This is a genomic window from Bradyrhizobium sp. UFLA06-06 (assembly GCF_054820065.1).
Genome location: NZ_JADFUD010000039.1, coordinates 51,975 through 73,903, shown reverse-complemented (window position 1 = coordinate 73,903; position 21,929 = coordinate 51,975). Strand labels below are relative to the sequence as shown.

At 64.6% G+C, this 21,929-nt stretch carries 14 protein-coding genes and 1 pseudogene; 9 read left to right on the top strand and 6 right to left on the bottom strand.

Features of this window, described 5'->3' with window-relative positions:
• Window positions 1-56 precede the first annotated feature (56 nt).
• The 4 genes from IF803_RS28190 to IF803_RS28175 form a co-directional block, all read right to left on the bottom strand.
• The gene (locus IF803_RS28190; RefSeq protein WP_461194266.1) at window positions 57-1,253 is read right to left on the bottom strand and encodes an ABC transporter substrate-binding protein; all 1,197 of its coding nucleotides are present in this window, start codon (window positions 1,251-1,253) and stop codon (window positions 57-59) included.
• A 254-nt stretch (window positions 1,254-1,507) separates the two neighbouring features.
• Window positions 1,508-3,052, bottom strand: a complete 1,545-nt coding sequence (locus IF803_RS28185) for a SpoVR family protein (protein WP_461194269.1) — start codon at window positions 3,050-3,052, stop codon at window positions 1,508-1,510.
• Window positions 3,053-3,056: 4 nt separating this feature from the next.
• Window positions 3,057-4,325, bottom strand: a complete 1,269-nt coding sequence (locus tag IF803_RS28180) for a YeaH/YhbH family protein (protein WP_304500358.1) — start codon at window positions 4,323-4,325, stop codon at window positions 3,057-3,059.
• 119 nt (window positions 4,326-4,444) lie between these two features.
• Window positions 4,445-6,388 (bottom strand): PrkA family serine protein kinase, encoded by a 1,944-nt coding sequence (locus IF803_RS28175; protein ID WP_028342433.1) that lies wholly within the window; start codon window positions 6,386-6,388, stop codon window positions 4,445-4,447.
• Between the two features lie 497 nt (window positions 6,389-6,885).
• Here IF803_RS28175 and IF803_RS28170 point away from each other — a divergent pair.
• From IF803_RS28170 to IF803_RS28135, 8 genes and pseudogenes are all read left to right on the top strand, one after another.
• A pseudogene (locus IF803_RS28170) lies at window positions 6,886-7,495 on the top strand (hypothetical protein).
• Between the two features lie 55 nt (window positions 7,496-7,550).
• Window positions 7,551-7,967 carry a DsrE family protein gene (locus IF803_RS28165; protein WP_461194264.1) on the top strand — a complete coding sequence of 139 codons (417 nt, stop codon included), beginning with the start codon at window positions 7,551-7,553 and terminating at the stop codon, window positions 7,965-7,967.
• Window positions 7,968-8,213: 246 nt separating this feature from the next.
• On the top strand, window positions 8,214-11,060 hold the full coding sequence (locus IF803_RS28160; protein ID WP_461194262.1) for a bifunctional transaldolase/phosoglucose isomerase: 2,847 nt from the start codon (window positions 8,214-8,216) through the stop codon (window positions 11,058-11,060).
• 12 nt (window positions 11,061-11,072) lie between these two features.
• Window positions 11,073-12,056: a phosphogluconate dehydrogenase (NAD(+)-dependent, decarboxylating) gene (gene gnd, locus IF803_RS28155; RefSeq protein ID WP_411782810.1), complete on the top strand. Its 984-nt coding sequence runs from the start codon at window positions 11,073-11,075 to the stop codon at window positions 12,054-12,056.
• Between the two features lie 120 nt (window positions 12,057-12,176).
• The gene (gene zwf / locus IF803_RS28150; protein ID WP_461194260.1) at window positions 12,177-13,670 is read left to right on the top strand and encodes a glucose-6-phosphate dehydrogenase; all 1,494 of its coding nucleotides are present in this window, start codon (window positions 12,177-12,179) and stop codon (window positions 13,668-13,670) included.
• Window position 13,671: 1 nt separating this feature from the next.
• Window positions 13,672-14,424 carry a 6-phosphogluconolactonase gene (gene pgl / locus IF803_RS28145; protein ID WP_028342438.1) on the top strand — a complete coding sequence of 251 codons (753 nt, stop codon included), beginning with the start codon at window positions 13,672-13,674 and terminating at the stop codon, window positions 14,422-14,424.
• A gap of 28 nt (window positions 14,425-14,452) precedes the next feature.
• Window positions 14,453-14,941, top strand: coding sequence for a gluconokinase (locus IF803_RS28140; RefSeq protein WP_051002821.1), 489 nt, complete (start codon window positions 14,453-14,455; stop codon window positions 14,939-14,941).
• Window positions 14,938-15,741 (top strand): Cof-type HAD-IIB family hydrolase, encoded by an 804-nt coding sequence (locus IF803_RS28135; RefSeq protein ID WP_461194257.1) that lies wholly within the window; start codon window positions 14,938-14,940, stop codon window positions 15,739-15,741. The genes IF803_RS28140 and IF803_RS28135 overlap by 4 nt, the downstream gene beginning before the upstream one ends.
• 255 nt (window positions 15,742-15,996) lie before the next feature.
• Here the strand turns inward: IF803_RS28135 and IF803_RS28130 are convergent, their stop codons facing one another.
• The gene (locus tag IF803_RS28130; protein WP_461194255.1) at window positions 15,997-17,805 is read right to left on the bottom strand and encodes a glycoside hydrolase family 15 protein; all 1,809 of its coding nucleotides are present in this window, start codon (window positions 17,803-17,805) and stop codon (window positions 15,997-15,999) included.
• A gap of 15 nt (window positions 17,806-17,820) precedes the next feature.
• Window positions 17,821-19,770 (bottom strand): 4-alpha-glucanotransferase, encoded by a 1,950-nt coding sequence (gene malQ / locus IF803_RS28125; RefSeq protein ID WP_461194253.1) that lies wholly within the window; start codon window positions 19,768-19,770, stop codon window positions 17,821-17,823.
• Between the two features lie 203 nt (window positions 19,771-19,973).
• Here malQ and IF803_RS28120 point away from each other — a divergent pair, with 203 nt between their 5' ends.
• A complete protein-coding gene (locus IF803_RS28120; RefSeq protein ID WP_461194252.1) occupies window positions 19,974-21,920 on the top strand; it encodes an alpha-1,4-glucan--maltose-1-phosphate maltosyltransferase in 1,947 nt (648 codons plus the stop codon).
• Window positions 21,921-21,929: the final 9 nt, after the last annotated feature.

The window sequence follows — 21,929 nt, the reverse complement described above, 5'->3', positions numbered from 1 at the left end:
CCTGCTCCCGTGCGCAATTGCGCACTAGGCAGGGACGACAGCGGAGTTGGTGACGGCTACTTGTCGCTCAAGACGTCACCGAACAGCGCCCAGGACTTGCCGTCGAACCGCGCCATCTGGATTTGCCGGATCGGCGTCACATTGTCGGGCTCGGTCTGCACCTTGATGCCGGGCAGCAGCATCGGCAGTTCGAGCGCCTTCAGATTGGTCGCCTGCTTGATGATGTTGTCGCGGCTGTAATCGCCGTTGCAGTTCTTCAGCACCACCGTCATGACCTGCGCCACCGTGTAGCCCTGCACGTTGAAGAGGTCGCCCGGGCTCGCATTCGGCTGGTACTTCTTCATCCAGGCCGCAAACTCCTTCTGCGCGGGATCGTCGATCCAGCGCGGGTCGGTCGGATCCTTCAGATAGAGGCCGGTCACGACGCCGATCACGTTCTCGAGGCCGGCCGGCTCGAGCACCGCGGATACGGAGTTGGAGACGGTCGGCAGGATGGTCAGCGGCTTCCAGCCCATGCTCGCCGCCTTGCGCAGCGCCTGGGCCGCGAATTTCGGCGTCGCCTCGGCGAAGAAGACGTCCGCGCCGGACTCGCGCATCGTCACCATCTGGGAATCGATGGTGGGATCGGTCGTGAGATACGTGGTCTCCGCGACGATCTGGCCGACATGCTCGCCGAGCCCGTCCTTGAAACCCCTGAGATAGTCTTTGCCGGCATCCTCGTTCGGCGTGATGACGGCGATCTTCGCATCCGGCTTGGTCTTCAGGATGTATTTTGCGTAGAGCCGGCCTTCGAGCTCGTAGGTCGGATTGAAACCGACCGTCCACGGGAATTGCTTCGGATCGTTCCAGCGCGTCGCGCCGGAGGACACGAACAGCTGCGGCACGTGCTTGATGTTGAGGTACTTCTGCACCGAGATGTTCGGCGCGGTGCCGACCGCGCTGAAGATCGCAACCACCTCGTCCTGCTCGACGAGCTTGCGGGTCTGCTCGACCGTCTTCGACGGCGAATAGGCGTCGTCGAGACTCTCGAAGTCGATCTTGCGGCCGTTGATGCCGCCCTGATCGTTGAGCATCTGGAAATACGCGGCTTCGGCACGCGCGATCGTGCCGTAGGCCGACGCCGGACCGCTATAGGGTGCGGTGTTCCCGATCTTGATTACGGAATCGGCTGCCACGGACGGCGAGATCAACGAGGCCGTGAGCGCGGTGAAGGCGAGAAAGCCCGCCAGGCGGGAGCGAGTTGACAAGGGCATATCCTTTTCTTGGTTTTCTTGACGCGGCGCACCTTATCAATCGCGCCCGCGCAGGCAATCGCGAAGAAGACTGCAATGAGATTTCCGCATGCCGGCAATCACATTCGCTCGCCGAGCATCATGCGCTTTCAAGATCCGGATTGTTGCCGGGATGTTCATGATGTGAGCCTTCGATAGTCACGAAGGTTCACCGAGCAAGACTCGCATTCCGCGCGGCGGCCTGCGCCGCGCTCATGTCAGCGAGAACATGATCCTTAAGCCGCGACCGCCGCCGCGCGCGGGCTGACGACATATTCCTTCAGCACCTTGTCGGTGCCGTCGATTTCGGTCAGCGCCACGTCGTAGGACCACAGATCGGCCAGATGCTGCAGCACGCGCCGGGCATCGGTCTCGTTGAGCTGCGCGCCCTTCACGGTGGTGTGACGCAGCATCAGGCGGCGATCGCCGTCGAGATCGACATCCACGACCTCGATATTGGCGTCGACGAAGCCGACGTCGTATTGCCGCGCCAGCTCGCGGCGGACCCGGCGGTAGCCGCGCTCGTCGTGGATCGCGTCGACCTTGATCCCCTGGCTTTCCGCGGGGTCGTCGTGCAAATGGAACATGCGGAAGCGCCGGATCAGCGCCGGGCTGAGGAACTGGTTGATGAAGCTCTCGTCGCGGTAGTTGCTCCAGATCTCGCGCAGCACGCCCTCGACGTCACCCTTGCCGGCGATGTCGGGGAACCACTCGCGGTCCTCGTCCTCCGGATTTTTCACGATCCGCTCGATGTCCTGCATCATGGCGAAGCCGAGCGCGTAGGGATTGAAGCCGGAATAGCGGCGGTCGTCGAATTCGGGCTGGAACACCACATTGGTGTGCGACTGCAGAAATTCGAGGAAATTGCCGTCGGTGATCCGGCCCTGCTGATGCAGCCGGTTCATGATGCGGTAATGGACGTAGGTCGCGGTGCCCTCGTTCATCACCTTGGTCTGGCCCTGCGGGTAGAAATACTGCGCGATGTGGCGCACGATGCGGATGAGCTCGCGCTGCCAGGGTGCAAGGCGCGGCGCGGTCTTCTCGAGGAAATAGAGGATGTTCTCCTGCGGCAAGCCGAGCAGCGCGCGGCGGCGCTCGGCCGTGAGCGTAGCCTTGCTCTTGGCCTTGGTGTTCGGCACCGTTCGCCACAAATCGTTGAACACGCTTTCCTCGTGCTGCCGGCGCTCGCCGGCCCGCTTCTCCTCGGCACGCAAATCGAGCGTCTTCTTTCCGGGATAGCGGTCGACGCCATGCGACATCAGCGCATGCGCGGCATCGAGCGTTCGCTCCACCGTCTCGCGGCCATGGCGGTCCTCGCAGACCGAGATGTAGCCCTTGGCGAATTCCAGATAGTCGAGAATGCCGTCGGCGTCGGTCCACTGCTTGAACAGATAGTTGTTCTTGAAGAAGTGATTGTGCCCAAACGCCGCGTGCGCGATCACCAGCGTTTGCATCGTCGCCGTGTTCTCCTCCATGAGATAGGAAATGCACGGCGAGGAATTGATCACGATCTCATAGGCGAGGCCCATCAGGCCCTTGCGATAGGACGCTTCCTGGAACGCGAACTGCTTGCCGAACGACCAGTGCTTGTAGAACAGCGGCATGCCAACCGAGGAATAGGCGTCGAGCATCTGCTCGGCGGTGATCACCTCGATCTGGTTGGGATAGACGTCGAGTCCGAGCTCGGTGCGCGCGATTTTCTCGCAGGCGTCGTGGACCCGCTGCAAGGTCTGGAAATCCCAATCGGCGCCCTCGAACAGCCGTTCCCCGGAAGAACCCATCACGCTACACCCTTTCCTGCTTGCTGCGGCGCTTGAACAGGTCCTGGAACACCGGGAAGATCTCGCCGCGCTCGCTCACCTTGCGCATCGACAGCGGCTCGCCCTCGTTGCGCAGGCGCTCATAGAGGGTCCAGAGTGAGGAATCCGGCATGTCGAAGGTGTAGTTGGCGGCTTCGCCGACCTCGAGATAGGCGAAGAACTGGCAAACCGGCAGGATCTTTTCGGTCAGGAGATGGCCGGTCAGCGCGCTATCGGAAGTCATGTTGTCGCCGTCCGAGGCCTGAGCGGCGTAGATGTTCCAGTCGGCCGGACGGAAGCGGGTGCGGACGATATCGTGCATCGCGACCAGTGCGCTCGACACCAGCGTGCCGCCCGACGCCGGTCCATGGAAGAACGTGTCCTCGTCGACCTCTTCGGCGCGGTCGGTGTGGCGGATGAACACGATCTCGACGTGCTTGTAGCGCCGCTTCAGGAACACGTAGAGCAGCATGTAGAACCGCTTTGCCAGATCCTTCATGTGCTCGGACATCGAGCCAGAGACGTCCATCAGGCAGAACATCACGGCCTGCGCCACCGGCTTCGGCACCGTCTCGAAGCGGCGATAGCGGATGTCGATCGGATCGATAAACGGGATCCGCTTGGCCTTGGCCTTCAGCGCTTCGAGCAGCGTGAGCAGTTCGCGGCGGCGCGTATCGTCCTCGCATTCCGCAAGCTCGGCCTCGAGCGTCTCGATCTCGTCCTTGCGCGGCCGGCGCAGCGCCACACGCCGCGCCAGCGCCCGGCTCACCGTGCGGCTGATCGAGATGTTAGCGGGCGAGCCCGATGTCGCATAACCCGCGCGCCGGAGGCCCTCGCTCTCGGTTTCCGCGAGCTTGCGCTTTTCAAGGTCGGGCAATTCGAGGTCGTCGAGGAAAAGGTCGACGAACTCCTCGCGGCTGAGCACGAAGCGGAAGGCGTCCTCGCTGTCGCCCTCGCCAGCGCCGGAGCCCTTGGCACCGCTCTGGTTCGGGCGCTGCAGCCAGTCGCCCTCGACGAACTTCTTGTTGCCGGGCAGCACCATGTCGCGCGTGCCGCCCTCGCGCCGGAACCGCGGCTCGTCCATGCCGTCCAGCGGGATCGTCACCTCGCCGCCCTCCAGGACATCCTTGATGTCCCGGTCCTGCGACGACTTCTTGACAGCTCCCTGCACCAGCGCCTTGGCGCGCCGCAGGAAGCGCTGCCGGTTCTCCAGGCTCTTGCTACCCGGATTCAACCGCCGATCGACGATATGCATGACCACGTTGCATCTGCCTCACCGGATGCGATCATGAAAGTCGCATCGCATTTTTCTTCGACGGGACGGGACGAGACGGGACGAAACGGAAAGCCGGTGCCGGCTTTCCGGATCGCGCATTAGCCGGCCTGCTTCACCCGCATGTACCACTCGACGAGCCGGCGGACCTGGCGCTCGGTATAACCGCGCTCCACCATCCGCTCGACGAACTCGCCGTGCTTCTTCTCGGTCTCGCCGTCCTTCTTGGAACCGAACGAGATCACCGGAAGCAGATCCTCGACCTGCGAGAATATCCGCTTCTCGATCACGTCGCGAACCTTTTCGTAGGAGGTCCAGCTCGGGTTCTTGCCATTGTTGTGCGCCCGCGAACGCAGCGAGAACTTGACGACCTCGTTGCGGAAGTCCTTCGGGTTGGCGATGCCGGCCGGCTTCTCGATCTTGGTCAGCTCCTGGTTCAGGAGCTCGCGGTTCATCAGCTGGCCGGTGTCGGGATCCTTGAAGTCCTGATCCTCGATCCAGGCGTCGGCGTAGTCGACATAGCGGTCGAACAGGTTCTGGCCGTAGTCGGCGTAGGATTCCAGATAGGCCTTCTGGATCTCGTTGCCGATGAACTCGGCATAGCGCGGCGCGAGGTCGGCCTTGATGAATTCGAGATAGCGCTTCTCGGTCTCGTCAGGCAGCTGCTCGCGGCGGATCGCCTGCTCCAGCACATACATCAGGTGCACCGCATCGGCGCCGACTTCGGTGGTGTCATGGTTGAAGGTCGAGGCAAGCACCTTGAAGGCAAAGCGGGTGGATACGCCGTCCATGCCCTCGTCGACGCCGGCCGCGTCCTTGTACTCCTGGACGCTGCGTGCCTTCGGGTCGGATTCCTTGAGGCTCTCGCCGTCATAGACCCGCATCTTGCCGAACAGCGTCGAGTTCTCGTGCTTGCGCAGCCGCGACATCACCGAGAAGCGCGCCATCGTCTCCAGCGTCGCCGGAGCGCAAGGTGCTGCGGCAAGCTCGGAGCCCTGGATCAGCTTCTCGTAGATCTTCTGCTCCTCGGTGACCCGCAGGACGTACGGGACCTTGATGACGCAGATGCGGTCGATGAAGGCCTCGTTGTTCTTGTTGGTCTTGAAGCTCTGCCACTCCGCCTCGTTGGAGTGCGCGAGGATGATGCCGGTGAACGGAATCGCGCCGATATTCTCGGTGCCGATGTAGTTGCCCTCCTGCGTCGCGGTCAGCAGCGGGTGCAGCATCTTGATCGGTGCCTTGAACATTTCGACGAACTCGAGCACGCCCTGGTTGGCGCGGTTGAGGCCGCCGGAATAGCTGTAGGCGTCGGGATCGTTCTGGGCGTAGGTCTCGAGCTTGCGGATGTCGACCTTGCCGACCAGCGAGGAGATGTCCTGGTTGTTCTCGTCACCGGGCTCGGTCTTGGCAACCGCGATCTGGCGCAGCCTTGAAGGCTGGATGCGCGCGACGCGGAATTGCGAGATGTCGCCACCGAAGGCTTCGAGCCGCTTGTAGGCCCAGGGCGACATCAGCCCGCTCAGCCGGCGGCGCGGAATGCCGTACTTCTCCTCGATCATCGGGCCAAGCGTCTCGGGATCAAACAGCCCAAGCGGGCTCTCGAACACCGGCGACAGCTCGTCGCCCGCCTTCAGCACGTAGATCGGATGAATCTCCATCAGCGCCTTGATGCGCTCGGCGAGCGACGACTTGCCGCCGCCGACCGGCCCGAGCAGATAGAGGATCTGCTTGCGCTCTTCGAGGCCCTGCGCGGCGTGACGGAAGAAGCCGACGAGGCGCTCGATCGTGTCCTCCATGCCGTAGAAGCCGGCGAAGGCCGGATACGACCTGATGGTACGGTTCAAAAAGATACGGCCAAGGCGTGGGTCCTTGGCCGTGTCGATCATCTGGGGCTCACCGATTGCCGCCAATAACCGCTCGGCCGCATTTGCATATCGCATCGGATCACTTCGACACGACTCCAAATACTCGGCCATCGACATGTCGGTCTGGCTTCGCGCTTCAAACGACCTTGCGAAGGCGTTGAACAAAGAATCGTTGTACATGATCCCTCTCTCCACGATATGTATCGCCGCACGACTGACACGAGTCGTAACAAGAGCGTCCTAGGATCGAATCAGCGTCGGCACGCTGGGTCTATTGGACACTCGACCGACTCAGTTCGGCAATGCACGGCGCGTGCAGCCTCTGCCTTATCAACAGGCAGGAAGCTTAATGGTTCATCAATATCCCCTTGTTTTTGGTGGCTGTAACCCCCTCGCCACATCCGTGGTTTACCGGGGCCCAGGCCTCCGAAGCGGACATCCGAGCGGGCAACTTCCCGTCCGGCGATGGACGTTGGGCTTCCCTGAAAAAGTGTGACCGTTCAGCCGTGGCGTCAAGATGCGCGCGTCACAGACTCGCATGAACAAACGTTCAGCCGCCGTTGAACGTGCCTCCTTGTCGCCGCGACTAAGGCAACGAGCCCGCGCAGTTCCGCGCGGCACCATTGCCGCGCTTTAAAGATGACACCTTGGAGGCGCCGGCTATTCCCGAGCCGGCCATGAAGCAGGCGTTCCTTGTTGTCGCACTCGCAGCCGCCGCCTGTACCGGCGCGCCGTTAACCGCCCAGGCGCAGGAAGGCGTCGACAAGGCCGCGGCGGCGGCTTTCGACAACAGGATGTTCGCCGGCCCGCCCGGCGCGAAAGCCTATGCCTGCTTTGTGCGGCGGTACGATGCAAATCATCTGGCGCAGCATCCAAAGCAGAAGGTCAGCGCGATGAAGCTTCTGGTGGCAGCGGAAGACGCGCCGGAGGACAAGGCCACCAACCATTCATTCCGGCTCGGCGTCACATACCGCCACCGCTCCGGCAATTTCGACTCCAGCGACTACTGCAATCACGCCATCGCGACCGAATCCGGACACGAAATACGCTTCGAATGCAGCGTGGATTGCGAGGGCGGCGGCGGCGTTATCCAGGGACAATAAATCCGCCATTGCGCGCCTTGGCCGCATCATGGTGTGGAATCGCAACAAGCCCGACGACGATGCGGGCGAAGCGCTGTTTGCCGGCGCCGACGACAAGATCTTTCGCGTCGATCGCGTGGACTTAGGCGAATGCGCCGAACTTGTGACCGACCGCAAGGAACTCGCCGCGCTCCGGCACAAATGATAGGTTTGCCCAAAAGGGGCAACACTGGGTCAACAATAGTTGCGCGAGGGACGCCATGCACCGACGCGGCATCCTGTGGGGCACCGTGTCGGCGATCGGCGCCGTCTTCGCAGCGTCACGAGCCGACGCCGCCACCGAAGCGCCGCCGCAAAAGCTGAAGGTGGTCTATCACCTCGATGACCTCAACAAGGTCAATTTCGTGATCGGCAACATCCAGAACCATCTCGACGGCGTCGGCGGCCCCGGCAATGTCACGATTGCGGTGGTGGCGCACGGCCAGGCGCTGAAGGCGTTTCATTCAGCCGCCGCCAATCCCGACCTGTCAAAACATGTCAGGCAATTCACCAGGGATGGGATCGAGTTCGCCGCCTGCGGCAACACCATGAAATCGCAGAACATCGGCCTCGCCGACTTGCTCCCCGGCTTCGTCGCCGCCGAGCGCGGCGGGGTGGTCCGCCTCGCCGAGCTGTAATCCCAGGGTTACCTCTACCTGCGGCCCTGATGCGCGGTCCTGCGCCGCAGCGCGTCATAAAAATGTGCCGAGATCAGGGTCTGCTCGGACCGCATCCGAGGGGATCGAACTGTTGTGAATGGCGTTATCCCTTGGAAATGCTGATATTCCGCCCGGGGCCCCAGCCATGTTGACAATCCCCCTCCGCCCCCGAAAGCTGCCCGGGAACCCAAAAATCGACCCTCGATCGAACGAGAACAGGCACCCATGAACCCCGTCAAAGCACTCGAAAATCACCGCCAGGCCGTCTGGCTGGACTTCCTCGCCCGCGGCTTCGTCGCCAACGGCGACCTGAAGCGGCTGATCGAGACCGACGGCGTCAAAGGCGTGACGTCCAACCCCTCGATCTTCGAGAAGGCGATCGGCAGCTCCGACGAATATGACGGGGCGATCGGCAAGGCCCTCAAGAACGGCGACCGCTCGGTAGCCGACCTGTTCGAGCACCTCGCGGTCGAGGACATCCAGCACGCCGCCGACGTGCTGCGCCCGGTCTACGACCAGAGCCACGGCGGCGACGGCTTCGTCAGCCTCGAGGTGTCGCCCTATCTCGCGATGGACACCAAGGGCACGATCGCGGAAGCCGAACGGCTCTGGAAGGACGTCCACCGCAAGAACCTGATGGTCAAGGTGCCGGGGACGCCCGAGGGCCTGCCGGCGATCGAGTACCTGATCGGCGAAGGCATCAGCATCAACATCACGCTGCTGTTCTCGCAGAAGGTCTATCGCCAGGTCGCCGAGGCCTATCTCAAGGGCCTGGAGAAATACGTCGGCAAGGGCGGCGATCCCTCCCATGTCGCGAGCGTCGCGAGCTTCTTCGTCAGCCGGATCGACAGCGCGGTCGACAAGCAGCTCGACGAGAAGATCGCGAAGGCCAACGATCCGCACGAAAAGGAGCGGCTCGCGGCCTTAAAGGGCAAGGTCGCGATCGCCAACGCAAAACTCGCCTATCGGGACTACAAGCGGCTGTTTTCCGGCGCGCGCTGGGACAAGCTCACGGCCAAGGGCGCCAGGCCGCAGCGGCTGCTCTGGGCCTCGACCGGCACCAAGAACAAGGACTATAGCGACGTGCTCTATGTCGAGGAGCTGATCGGCCCCGACACCGTCAACACCGTGCCGCCGGCAACGCTCGATGCCTTCCGCGACCACGGCAAGGTCCGCGACAGCCTCGAGGAGAATGTCGAGGACGCCCGTCATGTGCTGGAGGAGCTGGAGAAGTCCGGCATCTCGCTCGATGCGATCACCGAGGAGCTGGTCAAGGACGGCGTCAAGCTGTTCGCCGACGCGGCCGACAAGCTGTACGGCGCGGTCGCCCACAAGCGCGCCACCTCGCTGGGCGGCGGCATCGACCGCCAGAAGCTCGCGCTCGGCGCCGCCATCGAGAAGGCGGTCGAGAAGAGCACCGAGGAATGGCGCGCCGCGGCCAGGATCCGTCGGCTCTGGCACAAGGACAAATCGGTCTGGACCGGCGACGACGAGGACAAATGGCTGGGCTGGCTCACCAGCGCGGCCACCGCGAACGTCGCCGACTACGAGGACTTCGCCCAGCGCGTGAAGGGGCAGAACTTCACCGATGCCGTCGTGCTCGGCATGGGCGGGTCGAGCCTCGGGCCTGAGGTCTTGGCCCAGACCTTCCCGCACCGGTCCGGTTTCCCGCGGCTGCACGTGCTCGACTCCACCGATCCGGCGCAGGTGCGCGCGATGGAGGAGTATGTCGACATCGCAAGGACGCTGTTCATCGTCTCCTCCAAATCCGGCGGCACCACCGAGCCGAACGTGATGAAGGACTATTTCTTCGATCGGGTGGCGAAGGCGATCGGCAAGGACAAGGCCGGCCACCGCTTTATCGCGGTGACCGATCCGGGCTCGTCGCTGCAAAAGGTCGCGATCAAGCAGGGCTTTGCCCGCATCTTCTACGGCGACCCTGCGATCGGCGGCCGCTATTCCGTGCTGTCGCCGTTCGGTCTGGTGCCGGCGGCCGCCGCCGGCATCGACGTCCGCAGCCTGCTCGGCCATACGCTCGCGATGGTGCGCTCCTGCGGTGCCGACGTGCCGCCGCAGGAGAACCCGGGCGTGCAGCTCGGGCTCGCGATGGGGATCGCGGGCCTCGAAGGCCGCGACAAGGTGACGATCTTCGCCTCGCCGGACGTTGCCGATTTCGGCGCCTGGGCCGAGCAGTTGATCGCGGAATCGACCGGCAAGGACGGCAAAGGCCTGATCCCGATCGAGGGCGAGACGATTGGCGAGGCGGCAGTCTACGGCAACGACCGCTTCTTCATCGACCTGCGTACCGATAGCGAGCACGACGCCGCGCATGAGGCCAAACTCGCGGCGCTCGAGGCCGCAGGCCATCCCGTGGTTCGGATCGTGATGAAGTCGATCGACCATATCGGCCAGGAGTTCTTCCGCTTCGAGATCGCGACCGCGGTGGCCGGCTCGATCCTCGGCATCAACCCGTTCAACCAGCCCGACGTCGAAGCCGCCAAGATCAAGACCCGCGAACTGACGGCCGCGTTCGAGAAGACCGGATCGCTGCCGGCCGAACAGCCGGTGGTATCGGCGGACGGGGTCGATCTCTACACCGACGCGCAGAACGCCGAGGAGCTGCGCAAGGCCGGTGCGAACGGCGATCTCAACTCCTGGATCAAGGCGCACCTCTCGCGGTCCGGCCGCGGCGACTATGTCGCCCTGCTCGCCTATATCGAGCGCGACGGCGACACCATCGACGCCATGCAGGCGATGCGGCTGAAGCTACGCGACGCAAAGCACCTTGCGACCTGCGCCGAGTTCGGTCCGCGCTTCCTGCATTCGACCGGGCAGGCCTACAAGGGCGGACCCGACAGCGGCGTGTTCCTGCAGGTCACGACCGACGATACGGAGGACCTGCCGGTACCCGGCCAGAAGGCGAGCTTCGGCGTGATCAAGGCGGCGCAGGCGCGCGGCGATTTCGACGTGCTCACCGAGCGCGGCCGGCGGGCGCTGCGCGTGCATCTCAAGGGCGATCTCACCTCCGGGCTCGCGGCGCTCGATGCCGCGATCTCGGCTGCACTGAACTGACGGAGGCGAGGGATGCAACTCGGCATGATCGGCCTCGGGCGGATGGGCGGCAACATCGTCCGCCGCCTGATGACCCAGGGCCACACCACCGTGGTCTACGACAAGGATCCGAAGGCCGTCGCGGCGCTCGTCGCCGACAATGCCACCGGGTCCTCGTCGCTGGAGGATTTCGTCCTCAAGCTGGAGGCGCCGCGCACCGCCTGGGTGATGCTGCCGGCCGGCAAGATCACCGAAGCCACCATCGAGGCGCTGTCGAAGCTGATGCAGCCCGGCGACGTCATCATCGACGGCGGCAACACCTTCTGGCAGGACGACGTCCGCCGCGGCAAGGCGCTCAGGGAGCGCGGGCTGCATTACGTCGATGTCGGCACCAGCGGCGGCATCTGGGGCATCGAACGCGGCTACTGCATGATGATCGGCGGCGACAAGAAGGTGGTCGACCGGCTCGACCCGATTTTCAAGACGCTGGCGCCCGGGATCGGCGACATCCCGCGCACCTCCGGTCGCGAGGGCCGCGATCCGCGCATCGAGCAAGGCTACATCCACGCCGGTCCAATCGGCGCCGGGCATTTCGTCAAGATGATCCATAACGGCATCGAATACGGCCTGATGCAGGCCTATGCCGAAGGCTTCGACATCCTGAAGAACGCCAATATCGAGGCGCTGCCGCCGGAGCATCGCTTCGACCTCGACATCGCCGACATCGCGGAAGTCTGGCGGCGCGGCAGCGTGATCCCGTCCTGGCTGCTCGACCTCACCGCATCGGCGCTGGCGCAGAACCACACGCTCGACAACTATTCCGGCTTTGTCGAGGATTCCGGCGAAGGCCGCTGGACCGTCAATGCCGCGGTCGACGAGGCCGTGCCGGCCGAGGTGCTGACGGCCGCGCTCTACACGCGCTTCCGCTCGCGCAAGGATCACACCTTCGCGGAGAAGATCCTCTCGGCGATGCGCGCAGGTTTCGGCGGCCACAAGGAGCCGCCGAAAAAAACTTAAAAAGCGTTTTCAAGCGAAGTGGGCACCGGTTCGCGTGAAGAAAACGCGTCAAAACAAGAATCGAGAGCTCCGTTCCGATACAATCGGAACGGAGCTCTCGAGATAACCGCGGAAGGTCACGTGCAGAAGAAACCCGATCCTTGCTCCTTCATCATCTTCGGCGCCACCGGTGATCTGACGCACCGGCTGGTCATCCCGGCGCTCTACAATCTCGCCGCCGGCAATCTGCTGCCGGACAAATTCTGCGTCGTCGGTATCGCCCGCAAGGGCATGTCGAGCGACCAGATGAAGGACAGCCTGATGCAAGGGCTGCGCAAATTCGCGACCCGGCCGCTCGATGAGGCGGTCGTCACGCGGCTGTTCGAATGCGTCACCTCGATCGAGGCCGATCCGAGCGATCCGCCCTCCTTCGATGCCATGAACGAACGGCTCGACAAGCTCGAGACGGCGCGCGGCACCGGAGGCAACCGGCTGTTCTATCTCGCGACCCCGCCGCGAGCGTTCCTGCCGATCAGCCAGCAGCTCGGGCGCACCGGCATGCTGGAGGAGAACGGCGCCTGGCGCCGGCTGATCGTGGAGAAGCCGTTCGGCACCGATCTGGCATCGGCCAAGGCGCTGAATTCAGCGCTGCTGAAGCTGATGGACGAGCACCAGATCTACCGGATCGATCACTATCTCGGCAAGGAAACCGTCCAGAACATCCTGGTACTGCGCTTCGCCAACGGCATGTTCGAGCCGATCTGGAACCGCAACCACATCGACCATATCCAGATCACCGTGGACGAGAAGCTCGGCGTCGGTCATCGCGGCAGCTTCTATGACGCCACCGGCGCGCTGCGCGACATGGTGCCGAACCATCTGTTCCAGCTGCTATCGCTGGTGACGATGGAGCCGCCGGCGCGCTTCGACGCCCATGCGGTGCGCTCCGAAAAAGCCGAGGTGCTGAGCGCGATCCAGACCCAGAGCGAACAGGAAGCGCTGCACAATTCGGTGCGCGGCCAGTATCGCGCCGGCCGGATCGGCGACACCGAGATCGAGGACTTTCTCAAGACGCCCGACGTCAGGCCCGACAGCTCGACCGAGACCTACGCCGCGCTGAAGCTGACCATCGACAATTGGCGCTGGGCCGGCGTGCCGTTCTACCTGCGCACCGGCAAGGCGCTCACCACCAAGCGCACCGAGATCGCGATCAAGTTCAAGCAGGCGCCGTTCGCGATGTTCCGCGACACCGCGGTCGACCGCCTCTCGCAGAACTACCTGGTCATCTCCACCGAGCCGACCGAGGGCATCGAGCTGCAGTTCAACACCAAGGTACCCGGCCCGACCATCAACATCGACGGCGTCGAGATGAAGTTCCGCTACAAGGACTACTTCAAGGCCGAGCCGTCGACCGGCTACGAGACGCTGATCTATGACTGCATGATCGGCGACAACATCCTGTTTCAGCGTGCCGACAGCGTCGAGGCCGGGTGGCAGGCGGTGCAGCCTTTCCTCGACGCCTGGAAGAGCGCCGGCAGCCGCGGCCTGCAGCCCTACAAGGCCGGCACCGAAGGCCCGGAGGCCGCCAACGCGCTGCTCACCCGCGACGGCCGCAGCTGGCGGAAGCTGGGCTGACATGACCGCGAGCCGCGAGCGCCAGATCATCACGGTCGCCGATCCGGCGGCACTGGCGCAGGCGGCCGCCGAGCGGATGATCGCCAGGATCGACCAGAACAGCGGCCGGATCGCCGTGTGCCTCACCGGCGGCTCCAGCCCCAAGGCGCTCTACCAGCTGCTGGCGACGCCGGACTATCGCCAGAGGATTCCGTGGGACCGTATCGACTGGTTCATCGGCGATGAGCGACTGGTGCCGCGCAAGGACAAGCTGCACAACATGAGCATGGCGCGCCAGGCCTTCCTCGACCGCTGTGCGCCGGCCGCGAATGTCCATCCGATCGCGACCGACACCGCCGATCTCAGGGATCCCGACGTCAGCGCGGCGCTGTACGAGAACGAGCTGATGGCATTCTACGGCGCCGAACAGCTCGATCCGAAGCGGCCGCTGTTCGACCTGGTGCTGATGGGCATCGGCCCCGACGGCCACACCGCTTCGCTGTTTCCGGGTTATCCCGCGGTCGAGGAAACGCAGCGCTGGGTGGTCGGCGTGCCCAAGGCCAATGTCGAGCCGTTCGTGCCGCGCGTGTCGTTGACCCTGCCCGCGCTCGCCTCGTGCCGCGAGATGCTGTTCGAGGTGGCGGGCGAGAACAAGCGCGCGATCTTGACGCGCCTGTTCGCAGGCGAGAACCTGCCGGCAAACCGCGCGCGATCGCAGGGCGAGACCGTCTGGCTGATCGATCAGGCCGCGCTGCCGGAGGACTTTCGTGGGTGACGGACAAACCCCCTGCGCACTGGTCGTGATGGGCGTCTCCGGCTCGGGCAAGAGCACCATCGCCGACCGCCTTGCGATCAGGATCGGCTGGCGCTTCGAGGACGGCGACAGTTTTCATCCGCCAAGCAATGTCGCCAAAATGCATTCGGGACAACCGCTCACCGACGAGGATCGCTGGCCCTGGCTGCGCGCGATCGCCGACGAGATCGACCGTACCTGCGGCGTCCGCGAACGCGCCGTCATCGCCTGCTCCGCGCTGAAGCGCGCCTATCGCGACATCCTGGTGCATGGCCGCGACGATATCCGCATCGTCTTCCTCGACGGCTCGCAGGAGCTGATCGCCACGCGGCTCGGCGCGCGCAAGGGCCATTTCATGCCGCCGGGGCTGCTCGCCAGCCAGTTCAAGACGCTGGAGCCGCCGACACCGGAGGAACGTCCGATCACGGTTGCGATCGACCGTCCGGTCGAAATCATCGTCGAAGACATCGTCACTCAACTGAAGCTGGACCGCCCATGACCCGCATCGCCCTTGTCGTATCCGATGTCGACGGCACGCTGCTCACCAAGGACAAGACCCTGACCGACGGCGCCAGGGCGGCGGTGCGCAGGCTGCATGAGGCCGGCATCGGCTTCACCATCGTCTCCAGCCGGCCGACAATCGGGATGGGTTTCCTGATTGCTCCGCTTGCGATCACACAGCCAATCGGTGCCTTCAACGGCTCCTCGATCGTCGATCCGCAGCTCAAGCCCCTCGAGCAGCATTTGATCCCGGCAGCGGTCGCAAAACGCTGCATCGATATGCTGCACGAGCGCGGCGTCGATATCTGGCTGTTTACCAACGATCGCTGGCTGACGCGCAACCCTGACGGCGAGTACACCGCCCACGAGCAGCACACGATCAAGCATGATCCGACCATCGTCGGCGATTTCACGCCCTATCTCGACCAGGCCTGCAAGATCGTCGGCGCGAGCTCGGATGCAGCCCTGCTGCAACGCTGCGAGGCGGAGATGCAGCTGATGGTCGGCCGCGATGCCACCGCGGTCCGCTCGCAGACCTACTATCTCGACGTCACCCCGCCGGGCCACGACAAGGGCACCTTCGTCGAGGGCATCGCGAAGCGCCTTGGCGTGCCGCTGGAGAATGTCGCCACGATCGGCGACATGCAGAACGATCTGCCGATGTTCGCCAGGAGCGGCGTCTCCTTCGCGATGGGCAATGCCAGCGATGACGTCAAGGCGCGCGCCACGCATGTCACCGAAACCAACGAGCACGACGGTTTCGCACGCGCGATGGACACGGTATTGCAGCTTCGCTGAGGCGTGCGGACGATCGCCCCACCCGTGATCGAGCGCGGGCCGCAGCGTGATCGCCGCTCGCACGATTTCTGAATATTGGAAATATACTCCTGATTTGCCCGACATGTCAAGTTGCCTGGTCGAATGCCGGCAGCTGCCGGCTCCTTTGCATGGGGTTGTTTTCGATATTTTGGCAGCGCGCACCTGCGGCGGTCCCGCAAGCGGAAGACGGAGGGCAGCATCGCCGCGGTCGCGGGTTCAACTTAACTTCACGCTTCAAGTCGACCGCTGCACCGCGGGCTTCTCGGCATCGGCCCTGGCGGCGCTGAGATTATGCGCGGTATTGATCAGCGCGATATGGGTCAGCGCCTGCGGGAAATTGCCGGTCAGCCGGCCGGTGCCGGAATCGAACTCTTCGGCCAACAGTCCGAGATCATTGGCGACCGCGACCACGCGGTCGAACATGGTCTGCGCCTTGTCGACATCTCCCGCCAGCACATGAGCGTCGGCAAACCACAGGCTGCAGGCCAGGAATGCGCCCTCGATCGGCTGGACCTCATCGGACACCTCGCGCGGATCGTGCCGCAGCACGAAGCCGTCGCGCATCATGTGCCGCTCGACCGCGTCGATCGTGCCGCGGATGCGCGGATCGCCCGGCGGCAGGAAGCCGACCGACGGCAGCAGCAGCAGGCTGGCGTCGAGCAGCTTTGAGCCATAGCTCTCGACGAAACTGTTGAGGCCAGGGTCGAAGCCGCGTTGGCAGACGTCGCGATGAATGGCCTCGCGCAGCACCCGCCATTTGACCAGCGGCCCCTTGAAGCCGAACCGCTCCGCGCTCTTGATGGCGCGGTCGAAGGCGACCCAGCACATCACCTTGGAGAACACGTAGTGTCTGGGGGGGCCGCGGCGCTCCCAGATGCCGTGATCCGGCTGATCCCAGACATCGGCGAGATGGGTGACGACAGTACATTCCAGCGACCAGTTCTCTTCGTCGAGCTTCAGCCTGGCCATGCGAGACTGGTGGAAGGCGTCGATCAACTCGCCATAGACGTCGAGCTGAAGCTGCGCATGCGCGGCGTTGCCGGCGCGGACCGGCTGCGCCCCTTCATAGCCGGACAGCCACCCGGCCTCCCATTCCAGGAGGCGCCGCTGGCCCAGGATGCCGTACATGATCTGCATGTTGGCCGGCGCGCCGGCTGCGGCCCGCAGCAGCCAGTTGTGCCAGGCCGCCGCTTCCTCGGTGTAGCCCGAATTCATCAGGGCCAGCAGCGTAAAGGTGGCGTCGCGCAGCCAGCAAAACCGGTAGTCCCAATTGCGCGCGCCGCCGAGCTTTTCCGGCAACGACGTGGTGGGTGCCGCGACGATGCCGCCGGTCGGCCTGTAGGTCAGCGCCTTCAGCGTGATCAGCGAGCGCATCACGAGCGCGCGTTGATAGCTGCCGTCATAGGTCGAACGGCTGCACCATTCCCGCCAATATTCCTCGGTGTCCTTCAGCGCGGCCTCAGGGTCGATCGCCTCCGGCACCGGGTGATAGGACGGTCCATAGGTCAGGACGAACGGCACGGTGTCGCCTTCGCCGACCTCGAAATCGGCGAACGTGGTCAGATCCTTGCCGCGGGTTTCGACCGGCGTGCGCAGCACGGTCATGTCCTGCCCGCTGATCGCCAGAAGCCCGTCGCCATCCGGATTCTTCCGCACCCAGGGAACATCGACCCCGAAGCCGAAGCGGATCACCAACTCCATGCGCATCTTGACGCGGCCGCTGACGCCGCGAACGAGGCGGACCACATCGGAGGCGTTGCCGCGCGGCGGCATGAAGTCGATCAGCGCGACCGCGCCGCCTTCCGCCTCGAACCGGGTCTCCAGGATCAGCGTATCGTCCCAGTAGCGCCGCGCGGTCTGCCTGATCTCTCCGGCGGGCGCCAGCAGCCAGCGGCCATTCCTCGACGTGCCAAGCAGCGCCGCGAAGCAGGGGTCGGAATCGAACGCGGGCCAACACAGCCAGTCGATCGAGCCGTCGCGGCCGACCAGGGCTGCGGTCTCGCAATCTCCGATCAGGCCATAGTCTTCGATACGAGAGGCCACGCGCTGCGCTCCGCGTTACCCGGTGTGCGAGCGCTCGCGGGTCGCGCGCTTGAGCGCGTCGACGTCGATCGCCGACGCGAGATGCTCGATCGAGACCGGGAGCCGCCGCTTCCAGTTCGGATGCTCGTAGACGGTGCCGGGGATGTTCGGCTGCTCGACAATGCCGAGCAGGTCCTCCATCGACACCGCCATCATCCGCGACCGCGTCCGTGCCAGGAAGCTCGCCACCGAATAGAAATCGTTGGCGTGGATGTCGTGCCGGCGCAGCACGTCGTCGAGATGGCCGAGTGCATCCCAGCGCCCCTGGTCGCTCTCGCCCGGATCGATCCCGAGCGCGCGCTTGGTCTTGAGGTCGCTGAACGAGCGCCAGCCCGCATAGGTCGAAAGGTCGTGGGTGTTGAAGGTCACCAACGCATCCGGCAAATAGTAGTCGGCATTGCGGAAGACGCCCTGGTCGTCGGTCTCGAACATCATCACGAGATAGGACCAGATGCCCCAGCCGTTCATCTGCTCGCGGAACCCCGGAGGTACGGTGCCGAGGTCCTCGCCGATCACGACGCAGCGGCTCGCCACGCTCTCCTGCGCGGTCGCCGCCAGCAGCGCCTCGAACGGCATCAGCACATAGGCGCCATTGGCCGGGCCGAAGCCGCGCGGCACCAGATAGAGCCGCTTCAGCCCGAACGCGTGGTCGAGCCTGATTGCGCCGGCATGGTGCATCGAGGCGCGCAGCATCTGCCTGAACGGCTCGAACGAGCGCTGTTCAAGGCCCGCGGCATTGAAGCCGGCAAGCCCCCAGTCCTGGCCCGCCGTGTTGAGCGGGTCCGGCGGCGCGCCGACGCCGAGATGGCGCGAGATCGCGGTCTGCTCATTCCAGGCGTCGAAACCGTCCGACTGCACGCCGACGGCAACGTCGAGATAAAGCCCGACCCGCATGCCGAGCCTGTGCGCAAGCGCCTGGCAGGCGCCGAGTTGACGGTCCGCGGTCCATTGCACGAATTCGACGAACTCGACCTCGGCGGCGGAGTCGCGCGCACGGCGCAATTTGGCGCAAGCTGTATCGCTCGGCTGCCGCCATTCGTCCGGCCATTCCCACCACGGCGTGTTGAATTTGTGCCGCATCACCTCGAAGCAGGCGAAGCGCGACAGCAGTGTGCCCTGCTCGTTGCGATAGGCCTCGAAATCCTGCCAACGGCCGAGGCCGGGATTGGCCTTGAAGGCCGCGAACGCCGCGCGCAGCGCGGGCCATTTCCGCGCCGCGACGCCGACATAGTCGACCATGTCGTGGCTGCGGAGCTGTGCCAGCGCGGCCTTGGTCTCGGCATCGACGCGGAATTCGGGAATCTGCTCGACGTCGATGTAGAGCCCATTGAGGAACAGCCGGCTGTTCGGCGAGTACGGGCTGCAATCGCCGGGCCGATCGTCGAACAGCGCATGCAGCGGATTGAGCCCGACGCCGTCGGCGCCGAGCCGGTGGGCGAATTCGAGCAGGTGCTGCAGGTCGGTGAAGTCGCCGATGCCCCAGTTGCGCGCGGACCGCACGCCGTAGAGCTGCACCGCGATCACCCAGCAGCGGTCGAACTCGCCGCCGAAGGCGCCGTGCGGCGCCACCAGCAACGGCAGCTCCTCGCTGCCAGATGCGTCCGACAGTTGCAGCCGATGCACGCCTTCGGGCAGACCGGACGGCCACGTCACACTGCGCTCACGCGCCTCGCCCTGCGCGAGCACCCCGGTGCCATTCGCAAGCTTCCATTGCACCGGAAGCCGGGCAGCCTCCGAGAGTTGCGTTTGCGCGGCCTGGCCGCCTCTGATCACCACGGGATCGGCGATGATCCGACGGGGCGCCTGCGGCGGCAGCGCGTCGAGGATCGCCGTGAGCGCCTCGGGGGTTGTCACACGGCGGTGACCGCTGCCATCGATATACTCGGTCTGGATTCCCAGGGTCTGGGCTTTGGCGTAAAGGTCCATTCGGCACGCTGCCTGCTCGCAACGGTAGGTGTGTCGTTGCTAAATTGTACAGATACGGGAAAGGGATAGTTGATGTTCAACGCTCTACCCTATCCGGCGTTCCCGCCGGGAACCATTGCCCGGCGAGCGGCTTTCTATATGGGTCTGGCGCGCCTCCTTCCCGGCGCCGGGACGTCATTTGCATTTTTAATGGCGGCATCACCGTGAACAAAACCCTCCGGCCTGTCGAGAGTGCCCATGGCACTTTTCATATCACCGATGTCTATCCGTCGGTTGATGGCGGCCGCTTTCCGGTCAAGCGCATTGTGGGCGAACCTGTCGAGGTGTGGGCCGACATCTACCGTGCCGGACATGACGTGATATCGGCGGCATTGGTGTGGCGGCGCGAGGGCGACGGCGAATGGCAGGTCGCGCCGATGACGCCGCACAGCGACGACCGCTGGGGCGGCGCCTTCGTGCCCGACAGGCCCGGCCGCTACGCGTTCGCGATCGAGGCCTGGACCGATGAATTCGCCAGCTGGCGGCATCGCTTCGAGCAGAAGGCGCGCGATGGTAGCGACCACACGCAGGACGCGCTCGAAGGCGCGGGCATGCTGACCCAGGCGCAGGCCGGCAGCCCGGCGGCCGCCGTCATCATCAGGCAGTGCGAAATCTTTCTGCAGACCGGCGAACCAGGCGCGCTGCTCGCGCCCGAATTGCGGGAGGCGATGGCCGGCAGCCAGTTTCGCCGCGATCTGATGCGATCGCAACTCTACCCCCTCACCGCGGACCGCCCGCGGGCGCGCAGCGGCGCATGGTACCAGATGTTTCCGCGCAGCCAGGGCAAGACACCGGGCATGCATGCAACCTTCAACGACTGCATCGCGCGGCTTCCCGACATCGCCGCGATGGGCTTTGACGTCGTCCTCCTCGCGCCGATCCACCCGATCGGCCGGCAGCCCCGCAAGGGCCGCAGCAATGCCGCGATCGCACAGGCGGGCGATCCCGGCAGCCCTTACGCGATCGGCGCAGCCGAGGGCGGCCACGACGCCGTGCATCCGGAACTCGGCACGCTCGACGACTTCCGCGCCTTCGTGGCGGCATGCCAGGCGCATGGCCTCGAGGTCGCGCTCGATTTCGCCGTGCAGTGCTCCCCCGATCATCCCTGGCTGAACGAGCATCCAGACTGGTTCAAGCGGCGCCCGGACGGATCGATGCGCACGGCCGAGCATCCACCGCAGCGCTGGGATGATGTCGTCAATCCGGATTTCGGGTCCGAAGACGCCGGCGCCTTGTGGCGCGCGCTGCGCGACGTCGTGCTGTTCTGGGTCGAGCAGGGCGTCAGGATCTTCCGGGTCGACAATCCGCACACCAAGCCGCTGGCGTTCTGGGAATGGCTGATCCGCGAGGTGCGGGACCGCGACGCGGACGTGCTGTTCCTTGCGGAAGCCTTCGCGCGCCCGAAACTGATGAAGGGCCTCGCCAAGCTCGGCTTCACGCAATCCTACAGCTATTTCACCTGGCGGACGCAGCGCTTCGAGCTCGAACAATATCTCGGCGAGTTGACCTCCTATCCCGAGCGTGACTTCTTTCGGCCGAATTTCTTCGTCAACACACCGGACATCCTGCCCTTCCACCTGCAAAGCGGCGAATCCTGGATGTTCAAGTCGCGTCTCGCGCTGGCCGCGACGCTTTCAAGCAGCTATGGCATCTACAGCGGCTTCGAATTGCTCGAGCACACGCCGGTCCCCGGCCGCGAGGAATATCTCAACTCCGAGAAGTACGAGATCAGGGTTCGCAACTGGGAGCAGCCGGGGAACATCAAGCCCTATGTCGCGGCTCTCAATCGGATCAGGCGCGGCAGTCCGGCCCTGCAACAATTCGCCAATTTGCGCTTTATCAGTGTCGATGACGGCGGCGTGATCGGCTTCATCAAGGAGGCGGTCGATCAGAGCAATGTGATCGCGGCCGCGATTGCATTGTCAGCCGAGCTGCGTGAGGTCTGGCTGCCGCTCGGCGACGTCATGGTCGGCCGTGGCGATGCCCGCCGCCCCGTCTCGGCAGTGGAAGACCTTGTCACCGGCGAGCGCCACGCGCTCGAATGGGGAGGCATCCGCCTACGTATCGATCCTGCGCGCGATCCCGCGTTGCTGCTACGCTGTATCGCCTGAAGGAGCCGT